The sequence below is a fragment of the Streptomyces tirandamycinicus genome (assembly GCF_003097515.1).
Taxonomy (GTDB): Bacteria; Actinomycetota; Actinomycetes; order Streptomycetales; family Streptomycetaceae; genus Streptomyces; species Streptomyces tirandamycinicus.
Genome location: NZ_CP029188.1, coordinates 5,118,954 through 5,145,455, shown reverse-complemented (window position 1 = coordinate 5,145,455; position 26,502 = coordinate 5,118,954). Strand labels below are relative to the sequence as shown.

22 protein-coding genes are annotated in these 26,502 nt (G+C 73.8%); 7 read left to right on the top strand and 15 right to left on the bottom strand.

The window, feature by feature from the left end:
- Window positions 1-27: 27 nt before the first annotated feature.
- Genes DDW44_RS22815 through DDW44_RS22800 form a run of 4 tightly spaced genes read left to right on the top strand, consistent with a single transcriptional unit; the run spans window position 28 to window position 4,251 of the window.
- A complete protein-coding gene (locus DDW44_RS22815) occupies window positions 28-1,104 on the top strand; it encodes an ABC transporter permease (protein ID WP_425275699.1) in 1,077 nt (358 codons plus the stop codon).
- A complete protein-coding gene (locus DDW44_RS22810; protein ID WP_108907559.1) occupies window positions 1,101-2,087 on the top strand; it encodes an ABC transporter permease in 987 nt (328 codons plus the stop codon). Before DDW44_RS22815 ends, DDW44_RS22810 begins: the two co-directional genes overlap by 4 nt.
- The gene (locus DDW44_RS22805; RefSeq protein ID WP_108907558.1) at window positions 2,084-3,055 is read left to right on the top strand and encodes an ABC transporter ATP-binding protein; all 972 of its coding nucleotides are present in this window, start codon (window positions 2,084-2,086) and stop codon (window positions 3,053-3,055) included. Before DDW44_RS22810 ends, DDW44_RS22805 begins: the two co-directional genes overlap by 4 nt.
- A complete protein-coding gene (locus DDW44_RS22800) occupies window positions 3,052-4,251 on the top strand; it encodes an ABC transporter ATP-binding protein (protein ID WP_108907557.1) in 1,200 nt (399 codons plus the stop codon). Before DDW44_RS22805 ends, DDW44_RS22800 begins: the two co-directional genes overlap by 4 nt.
- Window positions 4,252-4,312: 61 nt before the next feature.
- On the opposite strand, the gene DDW44_RS22795 is transcribed toward DDW44_RS22800, so the two are convergent.
- The 9 genes from DDW44_RS22795 to rimP form a co-directional block, all read right to left on the bottom strand.
- Window positions 4,313-5,263 carry a bifunctional riboflavin kinase/FAD synthetase gene (locus DDW44_RS22795; RefSeq protein ID WP_078544435.1) on the bottom strand — a complete coding sequence of 317 codons (951 nt, stop codon included), beginning with the start codon at window positions 5,261-5,263 and terminating at the stop codon, window positions 4,313-4,315.
- 58 nt (window positions 5,264-5,321) lie between these two features.
- On the bottom strand, window positions 5,322-9,326 hold the full coding sequence (locus DDW44_RS22790) for a trypsin-like peptidase domain-containing protein (protein ID WP_108907556.1): 4,005 nt from the start codon (window positions 9,324-9,326) through the stop codon (window positions 5,322-5,324).
- Between the two features lie 269 nt (window positions 9,327-9,595).
- Window positions 9,596-10,525: a tRNA pseudouridine(55) synthase TruB gene (truB, locus tag DDW44_RS22785; RefSeq protein ID WP_108907555.1), complete on the bottom strand. Its 930-nt coding sequence runs from the start codon at window positions 10,523-10,525 to the stop codon at window positions 9,596-9,598.
- The gene (gene rbfA, locus DDW44_RS22780; protein ID WP_108907554.1) at window positions 10,522-10,992 is read right to left on the bottom strand and encodes a 30S ribosome-binding factor RbfA; all 471 of its coding nucleotides are present in this window, start codon (window positions 10,990-10,992) and stop codon (window positions 10,522-10,524) included. Before rbfA ends, truB begins: the two co-directional genes overlap by 4 nt.
- Window positions 10,993-11,048: 56 nt before the next feature.
- Complete coding sequence (locus DDW44_RS22775) at window positions 11,049-11,342, bottom strand: DUF503 domain-containing protein (RefSeq protein WP_026281947.1); 294 nt, start codon at window positions 11,340-11,342, stop codon at window positions 11,049-11,051.
- 157 nt (window positions 11,343-11,499) lie between these two features.
- Window positions 11,500-14,583 (bottom strand): translation initiation factor IF-2, encoded by a 3,084-nt coding sequence (gene infB, locus DDW44_RS22770; protein ID WP_108907553.1) that lies wholly within the window; start codon window positions 14,581-14,583, stop codon window positions 11,500-11,502.
- Between the two features lie 155 nt (window positions 14,584-14,738).
- Entirely contained in the window at window positions 14,739-15,029 is a 291-nt protein-coding gene (locus tag DDW44_RS22765) for a YlxR family protein (RefSeq protein ID WP_078503435.1), read from the bottom strand.
- Window positions 15,030-15,201: 172 nt separating this feature from the next.
- Window positions 15,202-16,197 carry a transcription termination factor NusA gene (gene nusA / locus DDW44_RS22760; RefSeq protein ID WP_017947710.1) on the bottom strand — a complete coding sequence of 332 codons (996 nt, stop codon included), beginning with the start codon at window positions 16,195-16,197 and terminating at the stop codon, window positions 15,202-15,204.
- A 2-nt stretch (window positions 16,198-16,199) separates the two neighbouring features.
- Window positions 16,200-16,772 carry a ribosome maturation factor RimP gene (gene rimP, locus DDW44_RS22755; RefSeq protein WP_108907552.1) on the bottom strand — a complete coding sequence of 191 codons (573 nt, stop codon included), beginning with the start codon at window positions 16,770-16,772 and terminating at the stop codon, window positions 16,200-16,202.
- Between the two features lie 186 nt (window positions 16,773-16,958).
- Here rimP and DDW44_RS22750 point away from each other — a divergent pair, with 186 nt between their 5' ends.
- The 3 genes from DDW44_RS22750 to DDW44_RS22740 are packed head-to-tail and all read left to right on the top strand — an operon-like array spanning window position 16,959 to window position 18,918.
- Entirely contained in the window at window positions 16,959-17,600 is a 642-nt protein-coding gene (locus DDW44_RS22750) for a hypothetical protein (RefSeq protein ID WP_108907551.1), read from the top strand.
- On the top strand, window positions 17,600-18,028 hold the full coding sequence (locus tag DDW44_RS22745) for a DUF4439 domain-containing protein (protein WP_017947707.1): 429 nt from the start codon (window positions 17,600-17,602) through the stop codon (window positions 18,026-18,028). The genes DDW44_RS22750 and DDW44_RS22745 overlap by 1 nt, the downstream gene beginning before the upstream one ends.
- Before the next feature lie 17 nt (window positions 18,029-18,045).
- Entirely contained in the window at window positions 18,046-18,918 is an 873-nt protein-coding gene (locus tag DDW44_RS22740; protein WP_017947706.1) for an aminoglycoside phosphotransferase family protein, read from the top strand.
- A gap of 189 nt (window positions 18,919-19,107) precedes the next feature.
- On the opposite strand, the gene DDW44_RS22735 is transcribed toward DDW44_RS22740, so the two are convergent.
- From DDW44_RS22735 to dxr, 6 genes are all read right to left on the bottom strand, one after another.
- On the bottom strand, window positions 19,108-20,802 hold the full coding sequence (locus DDW44_RS22735; RefSeq protein ID WP_108907550.1) for a proline--tRNA ligase: 1,695 nt from the start codon (window positions 20,800-20,802) through the stop codon (window positions 19,108-19,110).
- Between the two features lie 123 nt (window positions 20,803-20,925).
- On the bottom strand, window positions 20,926-21,468 hold the full coding sequence (locus DDW44_RS22730) for a GNAT family N-acetyltransferase (RefSeq protein ID WP_018891814.1): 543 nt from the start codon (window positions 21,466-21,468) through the stop codon (window positions 20,926-20,928).
- A gap of 28 nt (window positions 21,469-21,496) precedes the next feature.
- The gene (locus tag DDW44_RS22725; protein WP_026281948.1) at window positions 21,497-22,342 is read right to left on the bottom strand and encodes a GNAT family N-acetyltransferase; all 846 of its coding nucleotides are present in this window, start codon (window positions 22,340-22,342) and stop codon (window positions 21,497-21,499) included.
- Window positions 22,343-22,523: 181 nt separating this feature from the next.
- Entirely contained in the window at window positions 22,524-23,678 is a 1,155-nt protein-coding gene (ispG, locus tag DDW44_RS22720) for a flavodoxin-dependent (E)-4-hydroxy-3-methylbut-2-enyl-diphosphate synthase (RefSeq protein ID WP_078503432.1), read from the bottom strand.
- A gap of 228 nt (window positions 23,679-23,906) precedes the next feature.
- On the bottom strand, window positions 23,907-25,208 hold the full coding sequence (locus tag DDW44_RS22715; RefSeq protein ID WP_018891816.1) for a M50 family metallopeptidase: 1,302 nt from the start codon (window positions 25,206-25,208) through the stop codon (window positions 23,907-23,909).
- On the bottom strand, window positions 25,205-26,467 hold the full coding sequence (dxr, locus tag DDW44_RS22710; protein WP_018891817.1) for a 1-deoxy-D-xylulose-5-phosphate reductoisomerase: 1,263 nt from the start codon (window positions 26,465-26,467) through the stop codon (window positions 25,205-25,207). Before dxr ends, DDW44_RS22715 begins: the two co-directional genes overlap by 4 nt.
- Window positions 26,468-26,502: the final 35 nt, after the last annotated feature.

The window sequence follows — 26,502 nt, the reverse complement described above, 5'->3', positions numbered from 1 at the left end:
GCCCCGCCGGGGGCCTCCGGGATCGAGATGAAGGTCGCGGCGGCGTCGCCCGGCTCCCCCGGCGCACGCCCGGGCCGGACGGCCGGCGGGAAGGCGGCGAACCCTGCCTACCCGTCCTACCCGTCCTATCTGGCCTATCTGTCCTATCTGGCCGGCAAGCTCGGCGGAGCCGTGGTGTCGCTGTTCGCCGTCCTCGTGACCAGCTTCTTCCTCTTCCGGATCATCCCCGGTGACCCGGTCAAGGCGATGACGCACGGCATGCCGACCAGCGCGGAGCAACTGGCGACGCTGCGGCGTCAGTTCGGCCTCGACCAGCCGTTGTGGAGGCAGTTCGCCGACTACTGCGCCGGTGCACTGACCGGCGATCTCGGCATGTCGTACCAGTTCCGGGCACCGGTCGGGGAACTCATCGCCCAGAAGTTGCCGGCGACACTGCTGCTCACCGGTGTGGCCGTGGTGGTCTACTCGGCGCTCGGGCTCTGGCTCGGTACGCGCTCGGCATGGCGGCACGGCGGGATCGGCGACCGGCTGAACACGGGCGTGGCGCTGACGCTGTGGTCGGTGCCGTCGTTCTGGCTCGGGCTGCTGCTGATCATCACCTTCTCGGTGGGGATCGGGCCGGTGCCCGGCATGTTCCCGACCGGCGGGATGGAGTCGGGCGGCACCTCCGGCGCCGGGTACGTCCTCGACGTCGCGCACCATATGGTGCTGCCGGTGCTGACCCTGGTGGCCGTCGGCTACGCGCAGACGCTGCTGGTGATGCGCTCCTCGCTGCTCGACGAGATGGGCGGCGACTATCTGACGACGGCCCGGGCGAAGGGGCTGCGGGACGACGACGTACGACGCCGGCACGCGGTCCCCAACGCCCTGCTTCCGACGGTGACGATGGTCTTCATCAACCTCGGCCATGTGGCGGCCGGATCGATCCTCGTCGAGACGGTGTTCTCCTGGCCCGGGCTCGGCGGGCTGTTCTACCAGGCGCTGAGCGTTCCCGACCTGCCGCTGGTGCAGGGGCTGTTCGTGGTGTTCGCGGGGGCGATGATCCTGATGAACCTGCTGGCCGACCTGCTCTATCCGCTGCTCGACCCGAGGGTGGGCCGATGACGAGGTTCACCAGGTCCACCAGGTCCACCAGGTCCACTGGGTCCAAGAGGCCCACGGGGGCGACGGGGTCCACGGGGCCGGCAGGGCCGGCGAGGTCGGCGAGGTCGCTGCACTGGGCACGCCGGCGCGCCTCGGTCGCGCGCTTCTGGCGGCGGTACCGCACCCACCGAGCCGGGGTCGCGGGTCTGGCCGGTCTGGCGCTGCTCGCCCTGATCGCCCTGGCCGCGCCGTGGCTGGTCGGCGGCGACGTCCAGAGTGTCACCCACGCGCCCGGCAGGGCACTGGAGCCGCCGAGCGGCGCCTTCCCCCTCGGCACGGACCAGTTCGGCCGCTCCCTGCTCGGGCTGCTGGTCTGGGGCTCCAGGATCTCGCTCACGGTGGGGCTGCTGGCGGCCGCGCTGTCGGTGGCGATCGGCACGCTGGTGGGCATCGTCGCGGGGCACTACCGCGGCTGGATCTCCACGGCCGTCATGAGGATCACCGACTGGTTCCTCGTGATGCCCACCCTGGTCCTGGCGATCGTGCTGGCCACGGTGCTGTCGCGCAGCGTGTGGACGGTGATCCTGGCCATCGGCGTCACGACCTGGCCGACGACGGCGCGGCTGGTGCGCGCGCAGACGATCGCGGTCGAGTCGCGACCGTACATCGAGCGCGCGAGAGCCCTCGGCGGCGGCCACCGGCACATCATGACCCGTCATGTGCTGCCCCAGGTGATGCCGCTGGTGCTGGCCCAGACGACACTCGGCATCTCCGCCGCCATCCTCACCGAGGCGACGCTGGCCTTCCTCGGGCTCGGCGACCCGTCGGTGGTGTCGTGGGGCGGGATGCTCCAGGACGCCCGGGAGGCGGGCGCGGTGTCGTCGGGCCATTGGTGGTACCTCGCGCCGCCCGGGATCGCCGTCGCACTGGTGGCGCTGGCGTTCACCCTGTGCGGACGGGCCGTGGAGTCCGTCCTCAACCCCCGGCTGGGGGTGTCCCGTTGAGTCTGCTGGAGATCCGGGGACTGCGGGTGACGTACGGATCAGGGGCGTCCGCCGTCCCGGCCGTGCGCGGGGTCGACCTGACGCTCGGCGCCGGACGGAAGCTGGGGGTGGCGGGCGAGTCGGGCTGCGGGAAGTCGACGCTGGCCCTGGCGCTGCTGCGGCTGCTGCCCGCGTCGGCCAGGCTGTCGGGCGAGATCCTGCTGGACGGCGAGGACGTGCTCGCCATGAACTGGGGCCGGCTGCGGGCGGTGCGCTGGGCGGGGGCGTCCATCGTCTTCCAGGGGGCCATGCACTCGCTGAACGCGGTGCACCGCATCGGCGACCAGATCGCGGAGCCGGTGCTCGTGCACGGCCGGGCGACGCCCGCGGCCGCGCAACGGCGAACCGCCGAACTGCTGGAGCAGGTGGGGCTGCCGGCGTCGCGCGCCGCGGCGTACCCGCACGAGCTGTCCGGCGGGCAGCGGCAGCGGGTGATGATCGCGATGGCGCTGGCCTGCGGACCGCGGCTGCTCGTCGCCGACGAGCCGACGACGGCGCTGGACGTGATGATCCAGGCGCAGATCCTGCGGCTGATCGAGCAGCTGGTGTCCGGGGAGGACATCGCACTGCTGATGATCAGCCATGATCTGGCGGTGCTCGCCGACACCTGCGACCGCCTCGCCGTGATGTACGCGGGCCGGGTGGTGGAGGAGGGCCCCGCCCGGGCCGTGTACGACGCGGCGCAGCACCCGTACGGGCAGGCACTGTCGGCGGCGTTCCCGCGGGTCGGGGACCCCGCCTCGCGCCGGGCCCCGCGCGGGCTGCCCGGCGATCCTCCGGACCCCTCTGCGCTGCCGGGCGGGTGCACGTTCCGTCCGCGCTGCCCCGTGGCGCTGGAGGTGTGCGGCCGGGAAGACCAGGAGCTGCGGGAGGCCGGGCCGGACAGGCTCGCGGCCTGTGTGCGCGTGGGTGTGCGGGAGGATTCGTGAGCGCTGTCGACGAGACCGGCACGGACCGGAGCCGGGTCTCCCCGGATACCGCCGCCGTCCCCCTGCTGTCGGCCTCCGGCGTGCGGGTGTCCTTCCCGGGCCGGCGCGGAGCCGCCCCGGCGCGCGCCGTCGACGGCGTGGATCTGGACATCGGCACCGGGGAGATCGTCGCGCTGGTCGGCGAGTCCGGCTGCGGCAAGACGTCCCTGGCCCGGGCACTGCTCGGTCTGGTACGGCCCGAGGCGGGGCGGGTGTCGTTCGGGGGCGTGCCGCTCGGCTACGACTCGCGGGCGCTGAGGGCGTACCGCAGACGGGTGCAGCTGGTGCTGCAGGACCCGAGCGGTTCGCTCAACCCCCGGCACACCGTGTACGACGCGGTGTCCGAGGGGCTGCGCATCCACGGCTACGACGGCGACGAGGGGGCGGCGGTCGCGGAGGCGCTCTCGCGCGCGGGTCTGCGCCCGCCCGAGCGGTTCTTCCTGCGCTACCCGCACGAGCTGTCCGGCGGCCAGCGCCAGCGGGTGGTCATCGCGGGGGCGCTGGTGCTGCGGCCCGAACTCATCGTGGCCGACGAGCCGGTGGCCTCCCTGGACGCCTCGGTGCGGGGCGAGATCCTGGCCCTGCTGCTGCGGCTGCGCGACGAACTGGGCCTCTCCGCGCTGGTGGTGACCCACGACCTGGGTCTGGCGTGGAACATCGCGGACCGGGTGGCCGTGATGTACCTGGGGCGCGTCGTGGAGACGGGAACGGTGGAGGAGGTGCTGACACGACCCCGGCACCCCTACACACAGGCGATGCTGTCGGTGCTGCCGGAGTCGCCGGTCCCGCCGGTGGTCCTCGCGGGCGAGCCGCCGGACCCGTCGCGCGTACCGCCCGGCTGCCGCTTCCACCCCCGCTGCCAGGTCCTCGCCTCGGGCGCCGCCGACGATGTCGCCGCCCGATGCCGTACGGAGGACCCGCCGGTGCTCGCCGGGGGCTCGGCGGGGGCGGTGGCCTGCCATTGGGCGGCGCGGACCGGCACGGCTCCCGCGGACGGCCGCGGCAGGGGCACGAAGGGCACGAAGGGCACGGAACGCACGGCTCCCGCGGACGGCCGCGGCGAGGACGCGGAGAGCACGGAGGGCACGGACGGCCGGGGCGAGGGCACGGACGGCGGCGGGGGCACGGAGGTCGCGGCGGGACCGTCGGGGGCGTGAGGCGTCCAGAGGGGCGCCCCGCGCGCGGTCCTCTCCGGTGCCCGGGCGGTGCCGCCGCGGCCTACGCGTCGTACTCCGCCGTCAGTTCACGCGCGCGCTTCACATCGGTGGCCATGGCGTCGAGAAGGGCCTCGACCGACTCGAACTTCGCCATGCCGCGCACATAGGCGAGGAAGTCGACCGCCACGTGGAGGCCGTACAGGTCGAGGCCGACGCGGTCGATGGCGTACGCCTCGACGGTCCGCTCGGTGCCGTCGAACTGCGGGTTGGTGCCCACGGAGATCGCGGCGGGCATCCGCTCCCCGCCGGCGGTGAGCCAGCCCGCGTAGACTCCGTCCGCGGGGATGGCGGTGTGCGGCAGGGTCTCCACGTTGGCCGTCGGGTAGCCCAGCTCGCGGCCGCGCTGGGCACCGCGGACGACCACGCCTTCGACCCGGTGCGGCCGGCCGAGGATCTCCGCCGCCCCCTCCACGTCGCCCTCGGCGATCAGCCGCCGGGTCAGCGTGGACGAGAAGGGCTCGCCGCCGCCCGCCGCGCCGCGCACGAAGAGGTCGACGACCTCGACCTCGTAGTCGTAGGTGCGGCCGAGCTCGGTCAGGAAGTCGACGTTGCCGGCCGCCCGGTGGCCGAAGCGGAAGTTGGGGCCCTCGATCACCGCGCGGGCGTGGAGCTTGTCCACCAGCACCTTCACGATGAAGTCTGCCGGCGACAGCTTCGAGAACTCGGCGGTGAACGGCAGGATCAGCACCGCGTCCACACCGAGCTCCGCCATCAGCTCCGCGCGCCGGTGGTGCGGCGCGAGCAGCGGCGGGTGGCTCCCGGGGCGGACGACCTCGCTCGGGTGCGGGTCGAAGGTGACCACGACCGACGGCACGCCGAGCTCCCGCGCCCGCTCCACGGCCCGCCCGATGATCAGCTGGTGGCCGCGGTGCACGCCGTCGTAGGAACCGATGGTGACGACGCTGCGCCCCCAGTCCTGGGGGATGTCCTCCAAGCCACGCCAGCGCTGCACTGTGACCGCTCCTCGCCCGAACCCGAAACATCGAACCTGCGTGCGCAATGATGACTTCTTACGCAGGTCTAAGACTGCCATGCCCGCGGAGCGCCGTGGGCATCGGCACCTGGCTGCCCAGCGCCTCCAACGTCCGGTGGGTGCTGGGTCCGATCACCACCGCCCACTCCCGCGGCGCCCCGGCCTGCCACGACACCGCCTCGGCCGCGAATCCGGGCACCTGGCGGGCCAGCTCGACCAGGCGGCGGTCGAAGACGTTCGCGCCCCTCGGGGTGCGCACGAGGAGAAGGCCGACGCGATGGACCAGCTCGCGGACCCGGGGATCCGACGGCCGCACCCCCGGGGCGCGCACGGCGGCCTGGAGCACCGTGTCCAGGACCTCGGGGTCGCCGCCCTCGTACCGCTCGTGCTCCAGGAGGACGTCCAGCAGCTCGGTGCGCAGCGGCTCGCAGGCCGGGCTGCCCGGTGTCCCGAGCACGGCGGCCAGCGCGCACCGCACCGGTGCGGGCCGGCCGCTCAGCAGGTCCACCACGAGCGGCAGGAGCACGGCCCGGGCCGGCACGCCGTGCCGCAGCCGGAGCGCGACGAAGGCCGCCGCGTGCGGGGCGCCGGAGGGCCGCAGGTCCACGTACTCGCTCACCAGCCCGGCCGCGCGGCGGGCCAGCGCGGGGGTGCGGAGCCCCGCGAGCGCCCGCAGCACCTCGCCCGCCGCGCCGCCTGCCCCGTCGCCCGCCGCGCCGCACGCCCCGTCGCCCGATCGACGCAGCGCGGCGCGGAAGGCCGCGAACACCGGCTCGGGGTGGGTCGGGGCCGCGTCGGCGAGGACGTCGGCGGGCACGCCCGGATCGTGGTCGCGGTACGCGTCCACGGCCCGCGCGAGGTAGCTCGGCCGGGTGCGCGGATCGCGGACGAGGACGGCGAGCGCGGCGCCGTGCAGGGCGATGTCGGCGGGCCGGGCGAGCAGCGCCAGCGCCGCGTACCTGAGCAGGTCGCGGTCGGCCCGGGTGGTGACCCGGGCCGCCACGGCAGGCGCGAACTCGGCCGCGGCGAGCCGGCGCGCCGGGCGGGTGTCGTCGTGGGCCCAGCGGTCGACGGCCCGGCAGACGGCGGACGGCTCGTCCTCGGTGAGCGCGGTCAGCAGTTCCCGGGCCCGAGGGTGGGCGGTGCTGACGAGTGCCTCGCAGAGATCGTCGACGGCCCGTCCGCGGTGGGTGTGGAGGAGGGCCTGGGCCGCCGCGGCGACGGTGGGCCGGATGACCGCGCCGGGCGCGGCCGGCAGCGGCCTGTCGTCGGTGAACCACCGGCAGAGCAGCGGCTGGACGGCCCGCGGCGACCGGGCCAGGCGTTCGGCGACCGCGTCCAGATAGCGGGGCGGCGGGCATCCGCCGGGATCCTCCTGACGCCGGCCGGCCGCCGACGGGCCGGGGGCGCCCCGCGCGCCGACGCGGCCGGTCCCGGTGCGCTGCGGCGGCCCGTCCGCCGGGACGAGGCGCCGCAGCAGGTCCATGCGGTCGGCTTCGCCGATGTGCAGCGCGAGCCAGAAGGAGGGGCCGAACTCCCCGAGAGCGGGCGCCCGGCGCGGCCCGCCCGGCCGCAGGGCGCGCAGGGTGATGCGGTCGGCGAGGGTGCGCAGCACACCGAGGTATCTGCGGGTGCGCGGCACGCGCAGCAGCGTCTCCCGGAGCAGTCCGGCGGCCCACCAGCGGATGTCAGCGCCCGATACCCCGGCCTCGCCGGGTGCGCCCGCCTCGCCGGGTGCGCCGGGACCGCCGAAGCCATGTGAGCCACCGGAGCCGCAGGGACCGAAGGGACTACCGGGGCCGCCGGAGCCGCGGGAACCGTTGACGCCGTGGAGGCCGTCGGAACCGGGGCCGCCGGGTTTGTCGAAACCATTCGAGCCACCGGAACCGCCGAAGCCTTGTGAACCGCCGAAGCCGCGGGAACCGTTGACGCCGCGGAGGCCGTCGGACTCGTCGATGCCGTCGCGTCCGCCGAAGCCGGGCGGCACACCCAGGCCGGCCGGCACACCGAAGCCGTCGAAGCCGTGCGGCACACCGAGGCCGCCGGGCACGTCGAAGCCGTCCGGCACGTCAAGGCCGTCAAGACCGCCCGGCACGTCGAAGCCCTCCGGCACCTCAAGGCCGTCGAGCACGTCGACCAGCGCCGTGAGCCTCGGTGCCAGCGCGGACTCCCCTGAGCGGCGGTCCAGCAGGAGCAGCGCCTGGACCGCCGTGCCCAGCCGGTGCCGGGGCAGCGCCGGCGCGCCCGCGTCCGCCCCCGAGGGGTCCGCGCGGTGCAGCAGCGGATGCAGGACCGTGTCCACGTCGAGGTGGGCCGCCTGCAGCCACTCGGCGACCTCCTCGTGGGCGAAGCGGTAGCCGCCGCCCGCGGGCACCAGCAGGCCCGTGGCGAGCACCGCGGACGCCCATCCGGTCCGCCAGGGGAAGACGTCCGCGAAGTCCTCCCGGTCGAGGCCGCCCTCCCCCGGGCCGAGGCAGCGCCGCGCCGCCTCGTGGACCCGTCCGGCCACCCGGGCCGCCAGCAGGCGCACCGAGGTCCCGTCCTGCCCGTGCCCCGCGGCCTCGGCGATCCGCTTCGCCGCCCGCAGGCACATCAGGTCCGTGTGGGCCGCGAGGATCTCCTCGCGCGACGGCTGCCCGGGCACCTCGCCGGGCAGCGCGGCCCGCACCTCCGCGAGCAGCCCGAGGGCCAGCGGATGGCAGGCGTCCGCCGCGGCCGTCGCGCCGGCCGGGAGTCCGAGGCGCGCCCTGGCCTGCTCGGCCTCCCGCGCGGTCAGCGGACCGAGGTGCACGGCCGGCCGGTGCACATGGGCCTCGGGGTACAGGGCCACGGCCCGCTCCCAGTACGCGGGCCGGCAGGCGACCACGAGCCGTACGCCGTGGTCACGCAGCCAGCGCGCCGTCTCCGCCGTCCAGTCGGGGAGCCGGGCGGCCAGGGCGGCGGGCATCTCCTCGGGGCCGTCGAGGAGGACGAACAGCGGCCGCCCGGCCTCGCGGGCGACGCGCGCCACGTGCTCCGGTGTGGCTTCCGCACCGGCCGCGGGGACGGCCCAGGGGCCGCTGCGGTGGGCCGTGATCCCGGCGACGACCCGGCCGGAGCGCACCAGAGCGCGGGCGACGGCGTCCGCCAGGCCGCGGTCGTCCGCCGCGAGGTCGGCGCCGCGCAGCCGGATCGAGACACCCGCGTCGGCCTCGCGGGCCCGCCGGGCGGCGAGCGCGGCGAGTTCGGTGGTACGGCCGCTCCCGAGGGCTCCGGTGAGGGCGAGGACGAGCGCCGGGGACGTCTCGAACTCCGCGAACTCCCGGACCACGTGCGATCGTTCGACGGGTTCGGCACCGGCGTCGCCGGCGCGGACCGGCCGGGCGGGGCCGAGGGACACCGCGGCGAGCCGGCGGGCTCCGGCGAGGTTGAGGTCGGCGCCGAAGCCGGGGACGGTGCGGGCGTTGCGCCGCAGCAGTGCCTCGAGCGGCCCGCCGGGGTCGCGTGCGGCCGCCGTGCGCAGGGGTACGGCGAGTCCCGCCGCGGGGTGCGCCGTGTCCGGGGCGGTGCCCGCGAGGACCGCCACCACGGATCCGGTTGCGGTGTCCACCACCGGCCCGCCGGTGGCCGTGCCGCCGGGCCCCAGCGCGTCGCTCCCCCCGGTGCCGACGGCCAGCTCGAAGGCGCCGTGGAGGGGGTGTGCGCGGCCGGCGGCGGTGTAGCTGGCCGGGATCTCGCCGAGGACGCGGGCCTCGCGCCAGCCACCGGCCGGGATGCGCACGTACGCGCCGTCCCCGGGCCGGTCCCGGAGGGCGACCGGCAGCGGGGTCAGGCCGAGCCCGGTGGTGTGGAGGAGCGCGAGGTCGGCCTCCGGGAGGAGGGTGACGCGGTCGGCGACACCGGTTCCGCCACCGGGCACGCTGAGCACGATCCGGTCGAGCCCGTCGACCGCTTCATGGCTGGTCACGACCGTGCCCCGGTCGTCCACGGCGAAGCCGGTCCCGCGCGGCCGGCCCGCCGGATCACAGATGCGCACCAGCGTCGCCAGGTCCTCGCGTCCCATGGCTCCGACGGTAGGCGGGTGTTGATCACGGAGAGAAGGTCGCCGGACGAACGCGCCCCCGAGTGCACCCCCGGTGCACTCCGAGCGCCTGCCCGTTGGGGTGAATCCTCGGTGCCGGGCGGATAGACACCCTCCGAGGGGGATCGTGGAGCGGGCAGCGGCCCTGCCCGCTCCACGCTGGAACGGCCCGGTGGAACGTCCCGGTGGAAACGTACCGATGGAACGCCCCTTGGAACATCCCGTGAGACCCGGCGGCCCTGCCGCGGGCGTCAGCCGAAGACCGCGAGGCTCTTCGCCTTGCCCCGGTGCTCCTCGACCAGTGCCAGGAACCGCTCCCCGGGCCCGAAGACGGCCACCGGGCTCCGCCCGCCGTAGTCCGGCATGTCCAGGCGCACGCCGTTGAGCAGCAGCCGGGCGCGCCTTTCGTCGACGTCCCAGCGGGGGAACGCCGCGGCGGCGGCCTCGCCGATCGGCATGACCGTCAGCTCCTCCTGGAGCTGGTCGATGGTCCTGGCCGCGTCGAGCCGGTACGGCCCGACGCGGGTGCGGCGCAGTGCGGTCAGGTGTCCGCCGACGCCGAGCCCGGCGCCGAGGTCGCGGGCGAGGGCGCGGACGTAGGTGCCGGAGGAGCAGACCACCGAGACCACGAGGTCGGTGACGGGTGTGCCGTCGTCGGCGACGGCCTCGCGCACGTCGTGGACGGTGAACTGCGAGACGGTCACCGGGCGGGCGGGGATGTCGAACTCTTCGCCGCCGCGGACCCGGGCGTAGGAACGCCTGCCGTCGATCTTGATGGCGCTGACCTTCGACGGCACCTGCATGATGGCGCCGGTGAGTTCGGCGACCCCGGCGTCGATGGCGTCCCGGGGGATGCCGGAGGCGTCGGCGGACGAGGTGACCTCGCCCTCCGCGTCGTCGGTGACCGTGGTCTGGCCGAGCCGGACCGTACCGAGGTACTCCTTCTCGGTGAGCGCCAGATGGCCGAGGAGCTTGGTGGCCTTCTGGACGCCGAGGACGAGCACTCCGGTCGCCATCGGGTCCAGCGTGCCCGCGTGACCGACGCGGCGGGTCCGCGCGATGCCGCGCATCTTGGCGACGACGTCGTGCGAGGTGAAGCCGGCCGGCTTGTCGACGATGATCAGGCCGTCCGGGGTGCCGCCCCCGCCGGCGGCCGGGGCGGCGTTGCTGTGCTGGCTCATTCGGAGGCCGTGTCCTCGTCCCTGCCCCCGGCGTCCACGTCGTTCTCGTCCTCCGGCTTGCGGTAGGGGTCGGCCCCACCCGCGTACGTCTTGCCCGTGGACGCCTGGCGCACCTCGGCGTCCTTGGCCCGCGCCTTGTCGAGCAGGTCGTCGATGGTCCGGGCGTTGTCCGGGAGGGCGTCCGGGACGAACGTCAGGCTCGGCGTGAAGCGGACTCCCGTCTGCCGGCCCACCTCGGACCGCAGGATGCCCTTGGCGGACTCCAGCGCGGCGGCGGACGCCGCGCGCTCCTCGTCGTCCCCGTACACCGTGTAGAAGACCGTGGCCTCCCGCAGGTCGCCGGTGACCCGGGCGTCCGTGATGGTGACGAAGCCCAGCCGTGGATCCTTGATTCGCCGGTCCAGGGTCTCCGCGACCACGACCTGGATGCGATCGGCCAGCTTGCGGGCCCGCGCGTTGTCGGCCACCGGTCCTTCTCCTCTTTCGTGCGATGGTCCGGGGGCACCCCCCGGACGGTGCAGTCTCAATCATCGTCCCCGTGCAGCCGCCGTCGCACCGACAGCAGCTCCACTTCGGGCCGGGCGGCGACGAGGCGCTCGCACCGGTCCAGTACGTCTGTGAGGTGTGCCGGATCCCCGGACACCGCCGCGAGGCCGATCTCGGCCCTGCGGTGCAGGTTCTGACCGCCCACCTCGGCCACCGCCACCGCGTACTTGCGCTGGAGTTCGGCCACGATCGGGCGGACGACGGAGCGTTTCTCCTTCAGCGAGTGGACGTCGCCGAGGAGCAGGTCGAAGGACAGCGTCCCCACAAACATGTATGTCCGGATGTCCCGCCGGTACGGGTTCGGTATGCGCCCTGCCCGCTCTTGGCAGGTACATCAAGGAACCGTACACGCACGGCCGGGGCCGATCGACGGGATTACCTCCCGCCGACCGGCCCCGAGCACGGTGTGCGTGGTCAGCAGCGCCGCGTCAGCCGCGGGGCTTCTCGCGCATCTCGTACGTCGCGATGACGTCGTCGACCTTGATGTCGTTGAAGTTTCCGAGGTTGATACCGCCCTCGAAGCCTTCGCGGATCTCGGTGACGTCGTCCTTGAAGCGACGCAGACCCTCGATCGTGAGGTTCTCCGCGACGACCTTGCCGTCGCGGATGAGGCGCGCCTTGGTGTTGCGCCGGACCTCGCCGGAGCGGATGAGCACACCCGCGATGTTGCCCAGCTTGGACGAGCGGAAGACCTCGCGGATCTCCGCCGTGCCGAGCTCGACCTCTTCGTACTCCGGCTTGAGCATGCCCTTGAGGGCCGCCTCGATCTCCTCGATCGCCTGGTAGATGACCGAGTAGTAGCGGACGTCCACACCCTCGCGCTCGGCCATCTGCGTGGCGCGCCCGGCGGCGCGCACGTTGAAGCCGATCACGATGGCGTCGGAGCCGGTCGCCAGGTCGATGTCCGACTCGGTGACCGCACCGACACCGCGGTGCAGCACCCGGATGTCGACCTCTTCGCCGACGTCCAGCTGGAGCAGCGAGGACTCCAGGGCCTCGACCGAACCGGACGCGTCGCCCTTGATGATGAGGTTGAGCTGCTGGATCTCGCCCGCCTTGAGCACCTTGTCGAGGTCCTCGAGGGACACCCGGCGGGTGCGCTTGGCGAACGCGGCGTTGCGCTCACGGGCGGCGCGCTTCTCGGCGATCTGGCGGGCCGTGCGGTCCTCGTCGACGACCAGGAAGTTGTCGCCGGCGCCCGGGACGTTGGTGAGACCCAGGACCAGGACGGGAGTCGACGGGGTCGCCTCCTCGACGTTGTTGCCCTTGTCGTCGAGCATCGCGCGGACCCGGCCGTACGCGTCGCCGACGACCATGGTGTCACCGATGCGCAGGGTGCCTCGCTGGACCAGGACGGTCGAGACGGCACCGCGGCCGCGGTCGAGGTGGGACTCGATCGCGATGCCCTGCGCGTCCTGCTCCGGGTTGGCCCGCAGGTCCAGGGCGGCGTCCGCGGTCAGGACCACGGCCTCCAGCAGGTTCTCGATGTTGAGTCCCTGCTTGGCGGAGATGTCGACGAACATGGTGTCGCCGCCGTACTCCTCGGCCACCAGGCCGTACTCGGTCAGCTGACCGCGCACCTTCGTCGGGTCGGCGCCCTCGACGTCGATCTTGTTGACCGCGACCACGATCGGCACGTCGGCCGCCTTGGCGTGGTTCAGCGCCTCGATCGTCTGGGGCATCACACCGTCGTTGGCCGCCACCACGAGGATCGCGATGTCGGTCGACTTGGCACCGCGGGCACGCATGGCGGTGAACGCCTCGTGACCCGGGGTGTCGATGAAGGTGATGCGGCGCTCTTCGTCGTTGACCTCGGTCGAGACCTGGTACGCACCGATGTGCTGGGTGATACCGCCGGCCTCGCCCGCGACGACGTTCGTCTTGCGGATCGCGTCCAGCAGCCGGGTCTTGCCGTGGTCGACGTGACCCATGACGGTCACCACCGGCGGACGCGCGACCAGGAACTCCTCGCCGCCCTCGTCCTCGCCGAACTCGATGTCGAAGGACTCGAGCAGCTCGCGGTCCTCCTCCTCCGGGCTGACGATCTGAACCGTGTAGTTCATCTCGCCGGCGAGGATCTGGAGCGTCTCGTCGGAGACCGACTGCGTGGCCGTGACCATCTCGCCGAGGTTCATCATCACGGCGACGAGCGACGCCGGGTTGGCGTTGATCTTCTCCGCGAAGTCGGTGAGGGAGGCACCACGCGACAGACGGACGGTCTCGCCGTTGCCGCGAGGCAGCATCACACCGCCGACCGACGGGGCCTGCATGGCCTCGTACTCCTGGCGCCTCTGCCGCTTCGACTTGCGGCCACGGCGCGCCGGACCGCCGGGACGGCCGAACGCACCCTGCGTGCCACCGCGGCCGCCGGGGCCGCCGGGACGGCCGCCGAAGCCGGGACGGCCACCGCCGCCACCGCCGAAGCCGCCGCCACCACCGGGACGCGGACCGCCGAAGCCGCCACCGCCGCCGCCACCGGGACGACCGCCGCCACCGCCGCCACCGGGACGACCGGCGAAGCCGGGACGACCGGCACCGCCACCGCCACCGGGACGGCCGCCGGGGCCACCGGGACCGCGACCGCCGCCGGGACCGGGACGCGGGCCGGCAGCGGGACGCTGCGGCATCATGCCCGGGTTCGGACGGTTACCGCCGGGGCCGCCGGGACCACCGGCTCCACGCGGAGCCTGGGGACGCGGCATGCCGCCGGGGGTGGGACGGGAACCACCGGGGGCCTGCGGACGGGGACCGCCCTGGCCGGCGCCCTGCGGACGGGGGCCACCGGGGGCACCCGGACCGCCGGGACGCGGGGCACCGCCCGGACGGGGCGCCTGCGGGCGCGCCATTCCGGTCGAGCCACCGGAGGTGAAGGGGTTGTTGCCCGGACGCGGGCCCGCGGGACGGGCACCGGGACGCGGGGCCTGCCGCTCGCCACCGGGGCGCGGGGCACCGGGACGGGCACCGCCGCCCTGGCCCTGACCGGGACGGCCGGCCGGACGCGGGCCGGGAGTGGCACCGGGCCGGGGACCGGCAGCCGGGGCGGCCGGGGGCGCGGTGAACTCCGGGGCGGCCGGAGCGGCCGGAGCCGGCTTCGGGGCCGCCGCGGGCTTGGGGCCCGGGGTCGGCCGCGGGCCGGGGGTCGGTGCCCCGGGAACACTCCGGGGAGCCTCGGCCGCCGCCGGCCTGGGGGCCGGTGCGCCGGGCTTCGGGGCGGCGGGACGCGCCGCCTGCGCCGGGGAGGGCGCGGGGGCAGCGCCCGCACGGCCTTCCGCCGCCGGGGCGGGCTTCGCGGGTGCGGACTTGCGCGGCGCCGCGGGCTTCCCGGCAGAGCGCTTCGCGGGGGAGCCCCCGGAACCCTGCTGGAAAGCATCAGTCAGTTTGCGTACAACCGGCGCCTCGATCGTCGAGGACGCCGAACGGACGAATTCACCGAGTTCCTGGAGCTTGGCCATGACGACCTTGCTCTCCACACCGAACTCCTTGGCGAGTTCGTATACCCGGACCTTAGCCACTTCGCTCCTTTTAGGTCCGGGTTACCGCCGGACCGTCGCTACTTCATGGGCGTACTCATCGCGTACTCATCGAGTGCTCATCGCAATCTCGACCTACTTCCGACTCGCGAGGTACCTGACCGCACGGGGATCCGCGCGGTGCTGCTTACTTCTTCTTACGGTGCGGCCTGCGCCGCCGTCGCCTCGACGACACGGCGTACGTCCGCGGTGTCGAGCGGCCCCTGGGCCCTGAGGGCCCTCGGGAACGCCCGACGGCGAACCGCCAGGTCGAGACAGACCGAGGCGGGGTGCACATAAGCACCCCGGCCGGGCAGCGTACCGCGATGATCGGGGACACACACACCCTCGACCGCCACGATGCGCAGTAGATCGTGCTTGGCCGCTCGCTCCCGACACCCCACGCAGGTTCGCTCAGGGCATGCGCGGGCATGCGTCCGACCAGACACGTCCAAGTCTACCTCCCCGTACCGACCTCACCCCTTTGGGGCAAGAATCGAACAGTTGATGGCTCAAAACTCTCGGCGATCCCCCGGCTACGGAACGAGTCCGGCCGCGGATCCGTTCCCCGGGAGGCGCGCCCGGACGGAGCACCCGACGCTCCCTACCGGGCCGCGCGGGTCAGGCCTGCCCGGCGGGCTGCTCGGTGTCCGGCCTGATGTCGATCCGCCAGCCGGTGAGCCGGGCGGCGAGCCGGGCGTTCTGCCCCTCCTTGCCGATGGCCAGTGACAGCTGGTAGTCGGGGACCGTCACCCGGGCGGACCTGGCGCCGAGATCGACCACCTCGACCTTGGACACCCGGGCAGGGGACAGCGCGTTGGCGACCATCTCCGCCGGGTCGTCCGACCAGTCCACGATGTCGATCTTCTCGCCGTGCAGCTCGGCCATGACGTTGCGCACCCGGCCGCCCATCGGGCCGATGCACGCGCCCTTGGCGTTCAGGCCGCTGCGGGTGGACCGCACGGCGATCTTGGTCCGGTGCCCGGCCTCGCGGGCGATGGCCGCGATCTCGACCGAACCGTCGGCGATCTCCGGCACCTCGAGCGCGAAGAGCTTCTTCACCAGATTGGGGTGGGTCCTCGACAGGGTGACGGAAGGACCGCGCACCCCCTTGGCCACCCGGACGACGTACGTGCGCAGCCGCAGGCCGTGCGAGTACTCCTCGCCCGGCACCTGCTCCTGCACCGGCAGGATGGCCTCCAGCTTGTCGTCCAGCTTGACCAGCACGTTCTTGGGGTCCTTGCCCTGCTGGACCTGGCCCGCCACGATGTCGCCCTCGCGGCGGGCGTACTCACCGAAGGTGACGTCGTTCTCGGCGTCACGCAGCCGCTGCTGGATGACCTGGCGGGCGGTGGAGGCGGCGATCCGCCCGAAGTCGTGCGGGGTGTCGTCGAACTCGCGGGGCTCCTGGCCCTCCTCGAGCTCCGACGGGTCCTCCTTCGCCCACACCGTCACGTGCCCGGTCTGGCGGTTCAGCTCGACCCGGGCGTGCCGGCGGCTGCCCTCGGTGCGGTGGTACGCGATGAGGAGGGCCGACTCGATGGCGTCGACCAGCAGGTCGAAGGCAATCTCCTTCTCCTGCGCCAAGCCCCTCAGGAGCTTCACGTCGATGTCCACGGCTACGCCTCCTCTTCTTTCCGAACGTCTTCCTGGACGTCTTCCTGAACGTCTTGCCGGACGTCCTTCTGAACGCCTTCGGTGTCCTTGCGGTTGAACTCCAGCTCCACACGCGCCCTGGCGATCTCGCCGAAGGCGAGTCTGCGGGAGGTGGGCTTGCGCCCCTTCACGCCCGGCACCTCCAGGTCGAGGCCCTCGTCGTCGACGCCGAGGATCCGGGCGACCAGTTCCCCGCCCGGGCCGCCCTCGGGAGTGGCCAGGTGGAACCGGGCGAGCCGGCCCGTGGCGCGCACGTAGTGGCGGCGTTCCCTGAGCGGGCGCTCGGCCCCGGGGGAGGTCACTTCGAGCTGGTACTCGCCCTCGCCCATGGCGTCGCTCTCGTCGAGCCGGTCGGAGATGACACGGCTGAGCTCGGCGCAGGCGTCGAGATCGACGCCCTCCTCGGAATCCACGACGACGCGGAGCACACGGCGGCGGCCGGCCCGGGACAGCTCGATCTCTTCCAGATCCAGGTCCGCGGCGCTGACGAGCGGTTCGAGCAGTCCGCGCAGCCTCTCGCTCTGGGTGGTGCTCATCCGGGTGACTCCTCGGCCGCGTGTGCTGTTGTGGGTTTCGTCGTGTGTCAGCACAAAGGGTAACCGGTCGCGGGGGGTGTTGCCGTCCACCCGCCGATGACCCGCAGGTACGCTCGCCTGCGGTGATCACATCAAGGCGCCGTCCACCCGATCGGGTGACCGCGCCCCAGGGCCCGAGGAGACCAGGTGGACCGCACGGGAACGACAGGCAGACGTGCGCTCCTGGCCGCCGGGGCGGCCGCCACCGCCGCGGCGCTGACCGGGTGTTCGACGGACGAGCCCGGCCCGCGGCCCGCGACGCTCCGGAGCGAGTCGGCGGAGACCGCGCTGCGCGAGCGCAGTGCCGGGCTGAGCGGCGCCCTGCTGCTGCGGTACGACGCGGTGCTCGCGGCGCATCCGGCGCTGGCGGCCCGACTGTCCCCGCTGCGCGCCGACGTCGTGCGGCATGTCGAGGCACTCGCGCCGACCGGGTCGCGGCTGCTGCCCCGCACCCCGCCGAGCCCCTCGGCGTCCCGTCCGCCGTCACCGGCGCAGGTCTCCCCCGTCGCGGTGCCCCCCGGCCGGGTCTCCCCCCTCCCGGTCTCCCCGGCGCCGGCCGCGTCCGGGCCGGCGCGTCCCGCCGCGTCGTCCCCGGCGGCCCCCGCGCTGCCCCCGGTGCCGGCCGACGCCGGGGCGGCCGTGCGCGAACTCGCCGCGGCCGAGCGGAGCACCGCCGACGCCCACGCCGCCGCGCTGAGCGCCGCCCCACCGGAGTACGCCCGGCTGCTGGCCTCGGTCGCAGCGGCCGGCGCGGTCCACGCCTACCTGCTGACGGAAGGGTCCCGCTGATGAGCGACGCGCTGGTCGCGGCGCAGGCCGCCCTGGCGGCGGAGCACGCCGCCGTGTACGGCTACGGCGTGGTCGGAGGACGGGCCGGTGAGGCCCGCCGCCCCGATGCCCTGGCGGCCTACGCGGCGCACCGGGCCCGCCGGGACGCCCTGGAGCGCGCGGTCCGGGATCTGGGCGGACGGCCCGCCGCCGCGCAGCCCGCCTACACTGTGCCGTTCGCGGTACCCGACCCGGCGGCCGCGGCACGGCTGGCCGCGGTCCTGGAGGACCGGGTGGCGGCCGTCTACTCCGATCTGGTGCGGGCCGCGCGGGGCCCGCTGCGCCAGGACGCCGCGGCCGCGCTGCGCGAGGCGGCGGTGCGGGCGGCGCGGTGGCGCGGCACCGGCGTGGCCTTCCCCGGCCTGGCCGAGCGAGCCGCGACTCAGTGAAAGGGAACGACGCACGCATGGCTTTCGAACCGCCCCAGCGCCTGGTGCGGGCACTGGGCGACAACGAGTGGACCGGGCGGCTGCCGGAGCTCGTCGAGGAGACGGCCGCCCGCGCCGGCCTGGAGGTCGAGCGGGTGATGGTGCCCGGCGGCCGAAGCAGCCTGGTCGTCCTCGTGAGGCGGCAGGACGGCACCCCGGCGGCGCTCAAGCTGGTGCCGCCCCTCGCGGCGCCGGAGCTGGAGCGGGCCGCCCTCGCGCACTGGGACGGCTTCGGGGCGGTGCGGTTGCTGGGCGGCTCGGGGGGCGCGCTGCTGCTGGAACGGCTGCACCCCGAGCGGTCCGTGCGCTCGCTCCCGGAGGCCAAGGCGCTGCTGGAGGCGGCGGGGACGGTGCGGCGGCTGTGGGTGGAGCCGCCCCCCGGCCATGCCTTCGAGACGGTGGCCGAGCGCACGGCACGCCAGGCGTCCGCACTGTCGGACCACGCGGGGACCGCGCCCCGGGCGCTGGTGGACGAGGCGCTGGCCGCGCGCGGGGAACTGCTCGCGGACGCCCCCGAGTCGCTGCTGCTGCACGGCAACTTCCGCCAGAGCAAGGTGCTCTCGGGCGACCGCGCGCCGTGGCTGGCGGTCGGGCCGGAGCCGCTGGTGGGTGAGCGGGCGTACGACCTGGCGCGGCTGGCCCGGGACCGGGTGGAGGATCTGGTCGCCGCGACCTCGGGCGCCTCGGCGGCCCGCCGCCGGGTGAACCGGCTCGCGGACTCGCTGGACGTCGACCGCGACCGGCTGCGTGGCTGGACGCTGTTCCGGGCGGTGGAGTCGGGCACCCGGGCGATCGCCGCAGGCCGGCACGCCGAGGGCGAGCTGTCGCTGGAGTTCGCCGGCTGGCTGTGACCGGCCGGCATCGCGCCGGTGGCCGTACGCCGGGGCCGGCCCGTCACCCGGTGTGCACGACGCCTCCCGCGGGGGCGGAAGGGCCCGGAGGGCACGAGGACGAGAAGCGGGACGGGACCGGTGGCACCGGTTCCGTCCCGCTTCCCCACGTCCCGCCGGGACCCTCCGGGGCCGGGGGGTCCGCCGCGCTCAGGCGGTGAGGCGTGCGATGGCCTCCTCGGCCGTCAGCTCCTCGCGCTCGCCCGTGCGGCGGTCCTTCAGCTCCAGGACGCCCTCGCTCGAGCGGCGGCCCGCCACCAGGATCTTCGGGACACCGATCAGCTCGGCATCGGTGAACTTCACCCCCGGGGAGACACCGGCCCGGTCGTCCACCAGCACCCGCACACCCGCCGCGCCGAGCTTCTCCGCCACGTCGAGCGCGAGCTCGGTCTGCAGCGCCTTGCCCGCGGCGACGACGTGGACGTCCGCCGGGGCGATCTCGGCGGGCCAGCACAGGCCCTGCTCGTCGGCGTGCTGCTCGGCGAGGGCGGCCACCGCGCGGGAGACGCCGATGCCGTACGAGCCCATGGTCACGCGGACCGGCTTGCCGTTCTGGCCCAGGACGTCGAGCTGGAAGGCGTCGGTGTACTTGCGGCCCAGCTGGAAGATGTGGCCGATCTCGATGGCGCGGTCCAGCTTCAGCCCGGCCCCGCAGGCGGGGCACGGGTCCCCGTCCTGGACGACGACCACGTCCAGGTACTCGTCGACCTCGAAGTCGCGGCCGGCGACGACGTTCCGGGCGTGCTTGTCCTGCTTGTTGGCGCCGGTGATCCAGGCGGTGCCCGGGGCGACCCGGGGGTCGGCGAGGTAGCGGACCTTCTCCAGGCCCTGCGGGCCCACGTACCCGCGCACCAGGTCGGGGCGGCCGACGAAGTCCTCGGCGGTGACCAGTTCGACGGCCGCCGGGGCGAGGTGGTCCGTGAGCTTGCCGAGGTCGACCTCCCGGTCACCGGGCACGCCGACGGCGACGATCTCCCCGTCGACCTTCACGAGCAGGTTCTTCAGCGTGGCGGACGCCGGCACCCCCAGGTGGTCGGCGAGCGTCTCGATGGTCGGGGTGTCGGGGGTGTCCAGCTCCTCGACGGGACCGTGCTCGCCGGAGGCCGGCGCGACCGCGAAGGTGACGGCCTCGGTGTTGGCCGCGTAGTGGCAGGAGGGGCAGTGGACGAAGGTGTCCTCGCCCGCGGGGGCCGGGGCCAGGAACTCCTCGGAGGCCGAGCCGCCCATCGCGCCGGAGACGGCGGAGACGATGCGGTGCTCCAGGCCGAGGCGCCGGAAGATCTTGATGTAGGCCTCGCGGTGCAGCCGGTACGACTCCGCCAGCCCCTCGTCGGTGGTGTCGAAGGAGTAGGAGTCCTTCATCTGGAACTCGCGGCCGCGCAGGATGCCGGAGCGCGGACGGGCCTCGTCGCGGTACTTCGTCTGGATCTGGTAGAGGATGACCGGGAGGTCCTTGTACGAGGTGCACTGGTCCTTCACCAGCAGGGTGAAGATCTCCTCGTGCGTCGGCCCGAGCAGGTAGTCCGCGCCCTTGCGGTCCTTCAGGCGGAACAGCTCGGCGCCGTACTCGTCCCAGCGCCCGGTCGCCTCGTACGGCTCCTTGGGCAGCAGCGCGGGCAGCAGCACCTCCTGGGCGCCGATCGCGTCCATCTCCTCGCGGACGACCCGGGCCACGTTCTCCAGGACCCGCATGCCGAGGGGCAGCCAGCTCCAGATGCCCGCCGCGTTCCGCCGGACGTAGCCGGCGCGGACCAGCAGTTTGTGGCTGAGCGTCTCGGCGTCCGCCGGGTCGTCGCGCAGTGTCTTGACCATCAGACGGGACATGCGCTGGACCTGGGCTGCCATGGATTGTCTCCTGCGTACACGTGCGTACAAGAAAGGGTGATGTCCAGGAGGTTAGCCGGGTGGCACCGGCGGGCGGAAATCAGTTCCGCCGCGAACACCCCCCGGTCCGTGCGGCGGGGCCCCTTACGTGCCGCGCAGCAGCGGCAGCGGGGCGCCCATCACCGCGTAGGGCTTCGGGGCGCTGGGGAAGAGGACCCGGCGGGCGAGGTCCCGGTAGCCGAGGGCGCGGTACAGCCCTCGGGCAGGGCTGTCGGTGTCGATCGCGGACAGGATGGAGCGGGACTGGGCGGCGCCGTCGGTGATGGTGGTGATCAGCCGGCGGCCGATCCCGCGCCCCTGGTAGGCGGGGTGGACATGGAGCTCGGTGATCACGAAGGAGTCGTCGAGCCAGTCGTCGGAGCCGTTGCTGCGCAGGTACGGCTCCACGACCGTGGACCACCAGTGGGTGCGGTCGTTCGGCATCCCGTACACGAAGCCCACCAGACGGCCCTCGGGGGTGGTCGCGCCGAGGGCGTGGGCGCCCGGGCAGAGCAGGTGCCGGAGCACGATGTGGCGGCGGATGCCGACCTCCTCCTCGGTCAGGCCGAAGGCGAGGGCCTGCACGGAGAGGGCGTCGTCCACGCGCGCGGCGAGGTTGACCGGCGCCACCTCGACATCGTGTTCCATGCGGGAACCCTACTTCTCCGCCGACCGCTCAGAACAGCACGCTCATGAACGCACCGACCTCGCGGAATCCCACCCGGCGGTACGCCGCGCGGGCCGCGGTGTTGTAGTCGTTCACGTACAGGCTCACCACCGGTGCGACATCGGCGAGGGCGTAGCGGACCACGGCCGCCATCCCGGTCTCGGACAGCCCCCGTCCGCGGTACTCGGGGGCGACCCAGACGCCCTGGACCTGGCAGGCCAGCGGGGTCGCGGCGCCGATCTCGGCCTTGAAGACGACCTTGCCGTCGTCGATGCGGGCGAAGGAGCGGCCCGTGCCGACGAGTTCGGCGATCCGGGCCTGGTAGAGCAGTCCGCCGTCGCCGGCCATCGGGGAGACGCCGACCTCCTCGGTGAACATGGCCACGCAGGCGGGCATGATCACCTCCATCTCGTCCTTGCGGATGCGCCGCACGTACGGGTCCGGCTCGATGTCCGGGGGCACCGACTCGGTGACCATGAGCGGCTGGTGGGCGCGGACTTCACGGGCCGGGCCCCAGCTCGGCTCCAGCAGCTTCCACAGCAGGGCGGTGGCCTCCGCCGGGCCGACGACGGACGAGCAGCGGCGGCCGGCCCTGCGGGCGCGGTCGGCGAAGGCGCGGACGGCCTCGGGGGTGGCGCAGATGGGGACCAGGTTGGCGCCCGAGTAGCAGAGCGAGCGCAGCCGGCCGTCCGCGTACCAGCCCCACATCTCGCCGCCGAGGCGCCAGGGGTCGAGTCCGGCGACCTGGACGCGGGCGGTGACGAACGCGTTGGCGACGGGGTCGCTCTCCAGGACCGCGAGGGCGGCCCCGAGATCGTCGGGGCCGAGGACCCGGCTGGTCGTCTGCGTCAACACGAGAGGGCCCTCCATCACTCCTTGCGGGCAACGACAGGTGCCGCTCGGTCGGCCCGGCCGTGCGCGTACCCGTGGTGGTGTACGGCCCGCCGGTCTGTGCACTTTACCTGCATACCCGGGTCCGGGCCCCTCACGCGAAAGGGCCGGGCCGCCCGCGCGGACCCGGCCCTCAGGAGGGTCGTCAGCTGACGGAGACCTCGGGCTCCCCGGAGGCCACGCCGTCCTTCTCCATCTGCTCGGCGATCTTCAGCGCCTCCTCGATCAGGGTCTCGACGATCTTGGACTCGGGCACCGTCTTGATGACCTCGCCCTTGACGAAGATCTGGCCCTTCCCGTTGCCGGAGGCGACACCGAGGTCGGCCTCGCGGGCCTCGCCGGGGCCGTTGACCACGCAGCCCATGACGGCGACGCGCAGGGGCACCTCCATGCCCTCGAGGCCGGCGGTGACCTGGTCGGCCAGCTTGTAGACGTCGACCTGGGCGCGGCCGCAGGACGGGCAGGAGACGATCTCCAGCCGGCGCTGGCGCAGGTTGAGCGACTCCAGGATCTGGATGCCGACCTTGACCTCCTCGGCCGGGGGCGCGGACAGCGACACCCGGATGGTGTCGCCGATGCCCTCGCTGAGCAGCGCGCCGAAGGCGACGGCGGACTTGATGGTGCCCTGGAAGGCCGGGCCGGCCTCGGTCACGCCCAGGTGGAGCGGGTAGTCGCACTGGGCGGCCAGCTGGCGGTAGGCGTTGACCATGACGACCGGGTCGTTGTGCTTGACCGAGATCTTGATGTCCTGGAAGCCGTGCTCCTCGAAGAGCGAGGCCTCCCACAGCGCCGACTCGACGAGCGCCTCGGGGGTGGCCTTGCCGTACTTCTGGAGCAGCCGCTGGTCGAGCGAGCCCGCGTTCACGCCGATCCGGATGGGGGTGCCGGCGTCCCCGGCCGCCTTGGCGATCTCCTTGACCTTGTCGTCGAACTGCTTGATGTTGCCGGGGTTGACGCGGACCGCGGCGCAGCCGGCGTCGATCGCCGCGAAGACGTACTTCGGCTGGAAGTGGATGTCCGCGATCACCGGGATCTGCGACTTCCGCGCGATGGTGGCGAGCGCGTCGGCGTCGTCCTGCGTGGGGCAGGCGACGCGGACGATCTGGCAGCCGGACGCGGTCAGCTCGGCGATCTGCTGCAGCGTGGCACCGATGTCGGAGGTCCGCGTCGTCGTCATCGACTGCACGGAGACGGGTGCGTCGCCGCCGACGGCGACCGAGCCGACCTGGATCTTGCGGCTGGCCCTCCGGTCGGCGAGCTTGGTCGGAACGGACGGCATACCGAGAGAAATCGCGGTCATCTGCTGTGCAACCCCAAGGTGTGGATCGAGGCCCTGGCAGGGCGGGCTCCAGCCTTCGAGATTACGCCACGGGCGTGCGGCCCGGCACACCGCGGCGGCGAACCACCCGAAGGGACGCGGCCGGACGCCACACGGTGTCCGGCCGCGGTGTCCGGCCGCCTTGTCCGCCGGGGGCCCGGGCCGTGTCACCCGGGGGAACGGCTCCCACTGCTCCCTACCGGTCAGCCCCTAGGAGATCTTCACCGGGTTCACTATGTCCGCCACCAGCACGAGCAGCGTGAAGCAGATGAAGATCCCCGCGACCACGTAGGCCACCGGCATCAGCTTGGCCACGTCGAAGGGGCCCGGGTCGGGCCGGCGGAAGAGCCGAGCGAGGTTGCGCCGCAACGACTCCCAGAGCGCTCCCGCGATGTGCCCGCCGTCCAGGGGCAGCAGCGGCAGCATGTTGAACAGGAAGAGCGACAGGTTGAAGCCGGCGAGCAGCATCATGAACGTCGCGACGATGTTCTGGGTGGGGGCGTCGAGGTTGAGCACCTCGCCGCTGATCCGGGCCGCCCCGACCACCCCGACCGGGGAGTCGTCCTTGCGCTCGCCGTCGCTGAAGGCCGCCGACCACAGGTCGGGCACCTTGGCGGGGAGCGAGACGATCGCCTGGACGCCGTTCTCGAACATGTCGCCCATGCGGTCCATGGACTGCCCGAAGGTCTGGGGCACGATCTCCGTCCGCGCCGCGAAGCCGAGGTAGCCGGCCGGCACGAACTCGCCGGGGACGACCTGGCCGTCCGCGTCCTTCTTGGCCACCATGTTCTTCAGCAGGGTGGCCTGGAGGACCTTCTCCTCACCTCCGCGGTCGACCGTGATGGTGGCGGGGCCGATGGTCTCGCGGATGCGGTTGGACAGGTCGCCCCAGTCGCTGACCGGCACCCCGTCGAAGGCGACGATCCGGTCGTCCTTGAGCAGTCCCGCGGCCGCCGCCGGGGACTCGGGGTCGGTGGACGTGCAGGTGCTGCGTTCCTCGCTCTGCGGGATGACGCACTGCTGCACGCCGGCGACCTGGGTGGTCTGGGTGGCGAAGCCGAACGACATCGAGACGCCGAGGAAGATCGCGACGGCGAGCACCAGGTTCATGAAGGGGCCCGCGAACATCACGATGACGCGCTTCCACGGCTTGCGCGTGTAGAAGAGCCGGGTCTCGTCGCCCGGCCGGAGCTCCTCGAAGGCCGCCGTGCGGGCGTCCTCGATCATGCCGCGCCAGGGGGAGGTGGAGCGGGCCTCGACCCGCCCGTCCGGGCCGGGCGGGAACATCCCGATCATGCGGATGTAGCCGCCGGCCGGGATGGCCTTGATCCCGTACTCGGTCTCGCCCTTGTGGCGCGACCAGATCGTCGGGCCGAAGCCGACCATGTACTGGGGCACGCGGATGCCGAAGAGCTTGGCGGTGGAGAGGTGTCCGAGCTCGTGCCAGGCGATGGAGAAGAGCAGTCCGACGGCGAAGAGCGCTATGCCGAGGACCGTCAACAGAATCGTCATGCGCGAGCCTCCGCTGTCGCCTTCTCCGCCGGTGCGGCCAGTTCCCGGGCGCGGGCGCGCGCCCAGGTCTCCGCCTCCAGGACGTCCTGGACCGTCAGCGAGGTTCCCCCGCGGGGGGTGCCGTGTTCGCCGACGACTGCAGTGACCGTATCCATGATTCCGTTGAACGGCAGCCGTCCCGCGAGGAACGCGTCGACGCATTCCTCGTTCGCGGCGTTGAACACCGCCGGGGCGGTGCCGCCCAGCTCCCCCACGTGCCGGGCCAGTGCCACGGACGGGAAGGCCTCGTCGTCGAGGGGGAAGAACTCCCAGGTGGAGGCGGTCGACCAGTCGAAGGCGGGGGCGGCGTCCGGCACCCGCGCGGGCCAGCCGATACCGACGGCGATGGGGCCGCGCATGTCCGGCGGGGTGGCCTGGGCGAGCGTGGAGCCGTCGGTGAACTCCACCATCGAGTGAACGTAGGACTGTGGGTGGACCACGACCTCGATGCGGTCGAACGGGATGTCGTAGAGGAGGTGTGCCTCGATGACCTCCAGGCCCTTGTTGACCAGGGTGGCGCTGTTGACCGTGATCACCGGGCCCATCGCCCACGTGGGGTGGGCGAGGGCGTCCTCGGGGGTGACCCGGGCCAGCTCGGCCCGGGAGCGGCCGCGGAACGGGCCGCCGGACGCGGTGACGACCAGCTTGCGCACGTCGGCGCGGGTGCCGGCGGCGAGGGCCTGGAACAGCGCGGCGTGCTCGGAGTCGACGGGGATGATCTGGCCGGGCTTCGCGAGGGCCTTGACCAGCGGGCCGCCGACGATGAGCGACTCCTTGTTGGCGAGCGCGAGGGTGCGGCCCGCCTCGAGCGCGGCGAGGGTGGGAGCGAGGCCGATGGATCCGGTGATGCCGTTGAGGACGGTGTGGCACTCGGAGGCGGCGAGCCGGCTCGCCGCGTCGGGCCCGGCCAGGATCTCGGGGAGCGGCTCGCCCGTTCCGTACCGTGCGCCCAGGGCCTCGCGGAGCGCGGGGACGGCGTCCTCGCGGGCGACGGCGACCGAGCGGACCCGCAGCCGGTGGGCCTGCTCGGCGAGCAGGGCGGCCCGCCCTCCGGCGGCGGAGAGCGCGGTGACGCGGAAGCGGTCGGGATTGCGCAGGACCAGGTCGACGGTCTGCGTGCCGATGGACCCGGTGGAGCCGAGGACGACGATGTCCCGGCGGCCTTCGGACGGATCGAAGGCGATGTGCGGATCGGCGAGGGGGGATGGGCTGTCGCTCATGCACCCATTGTGGCCGCAGTCCCCGCGGGTCCCGA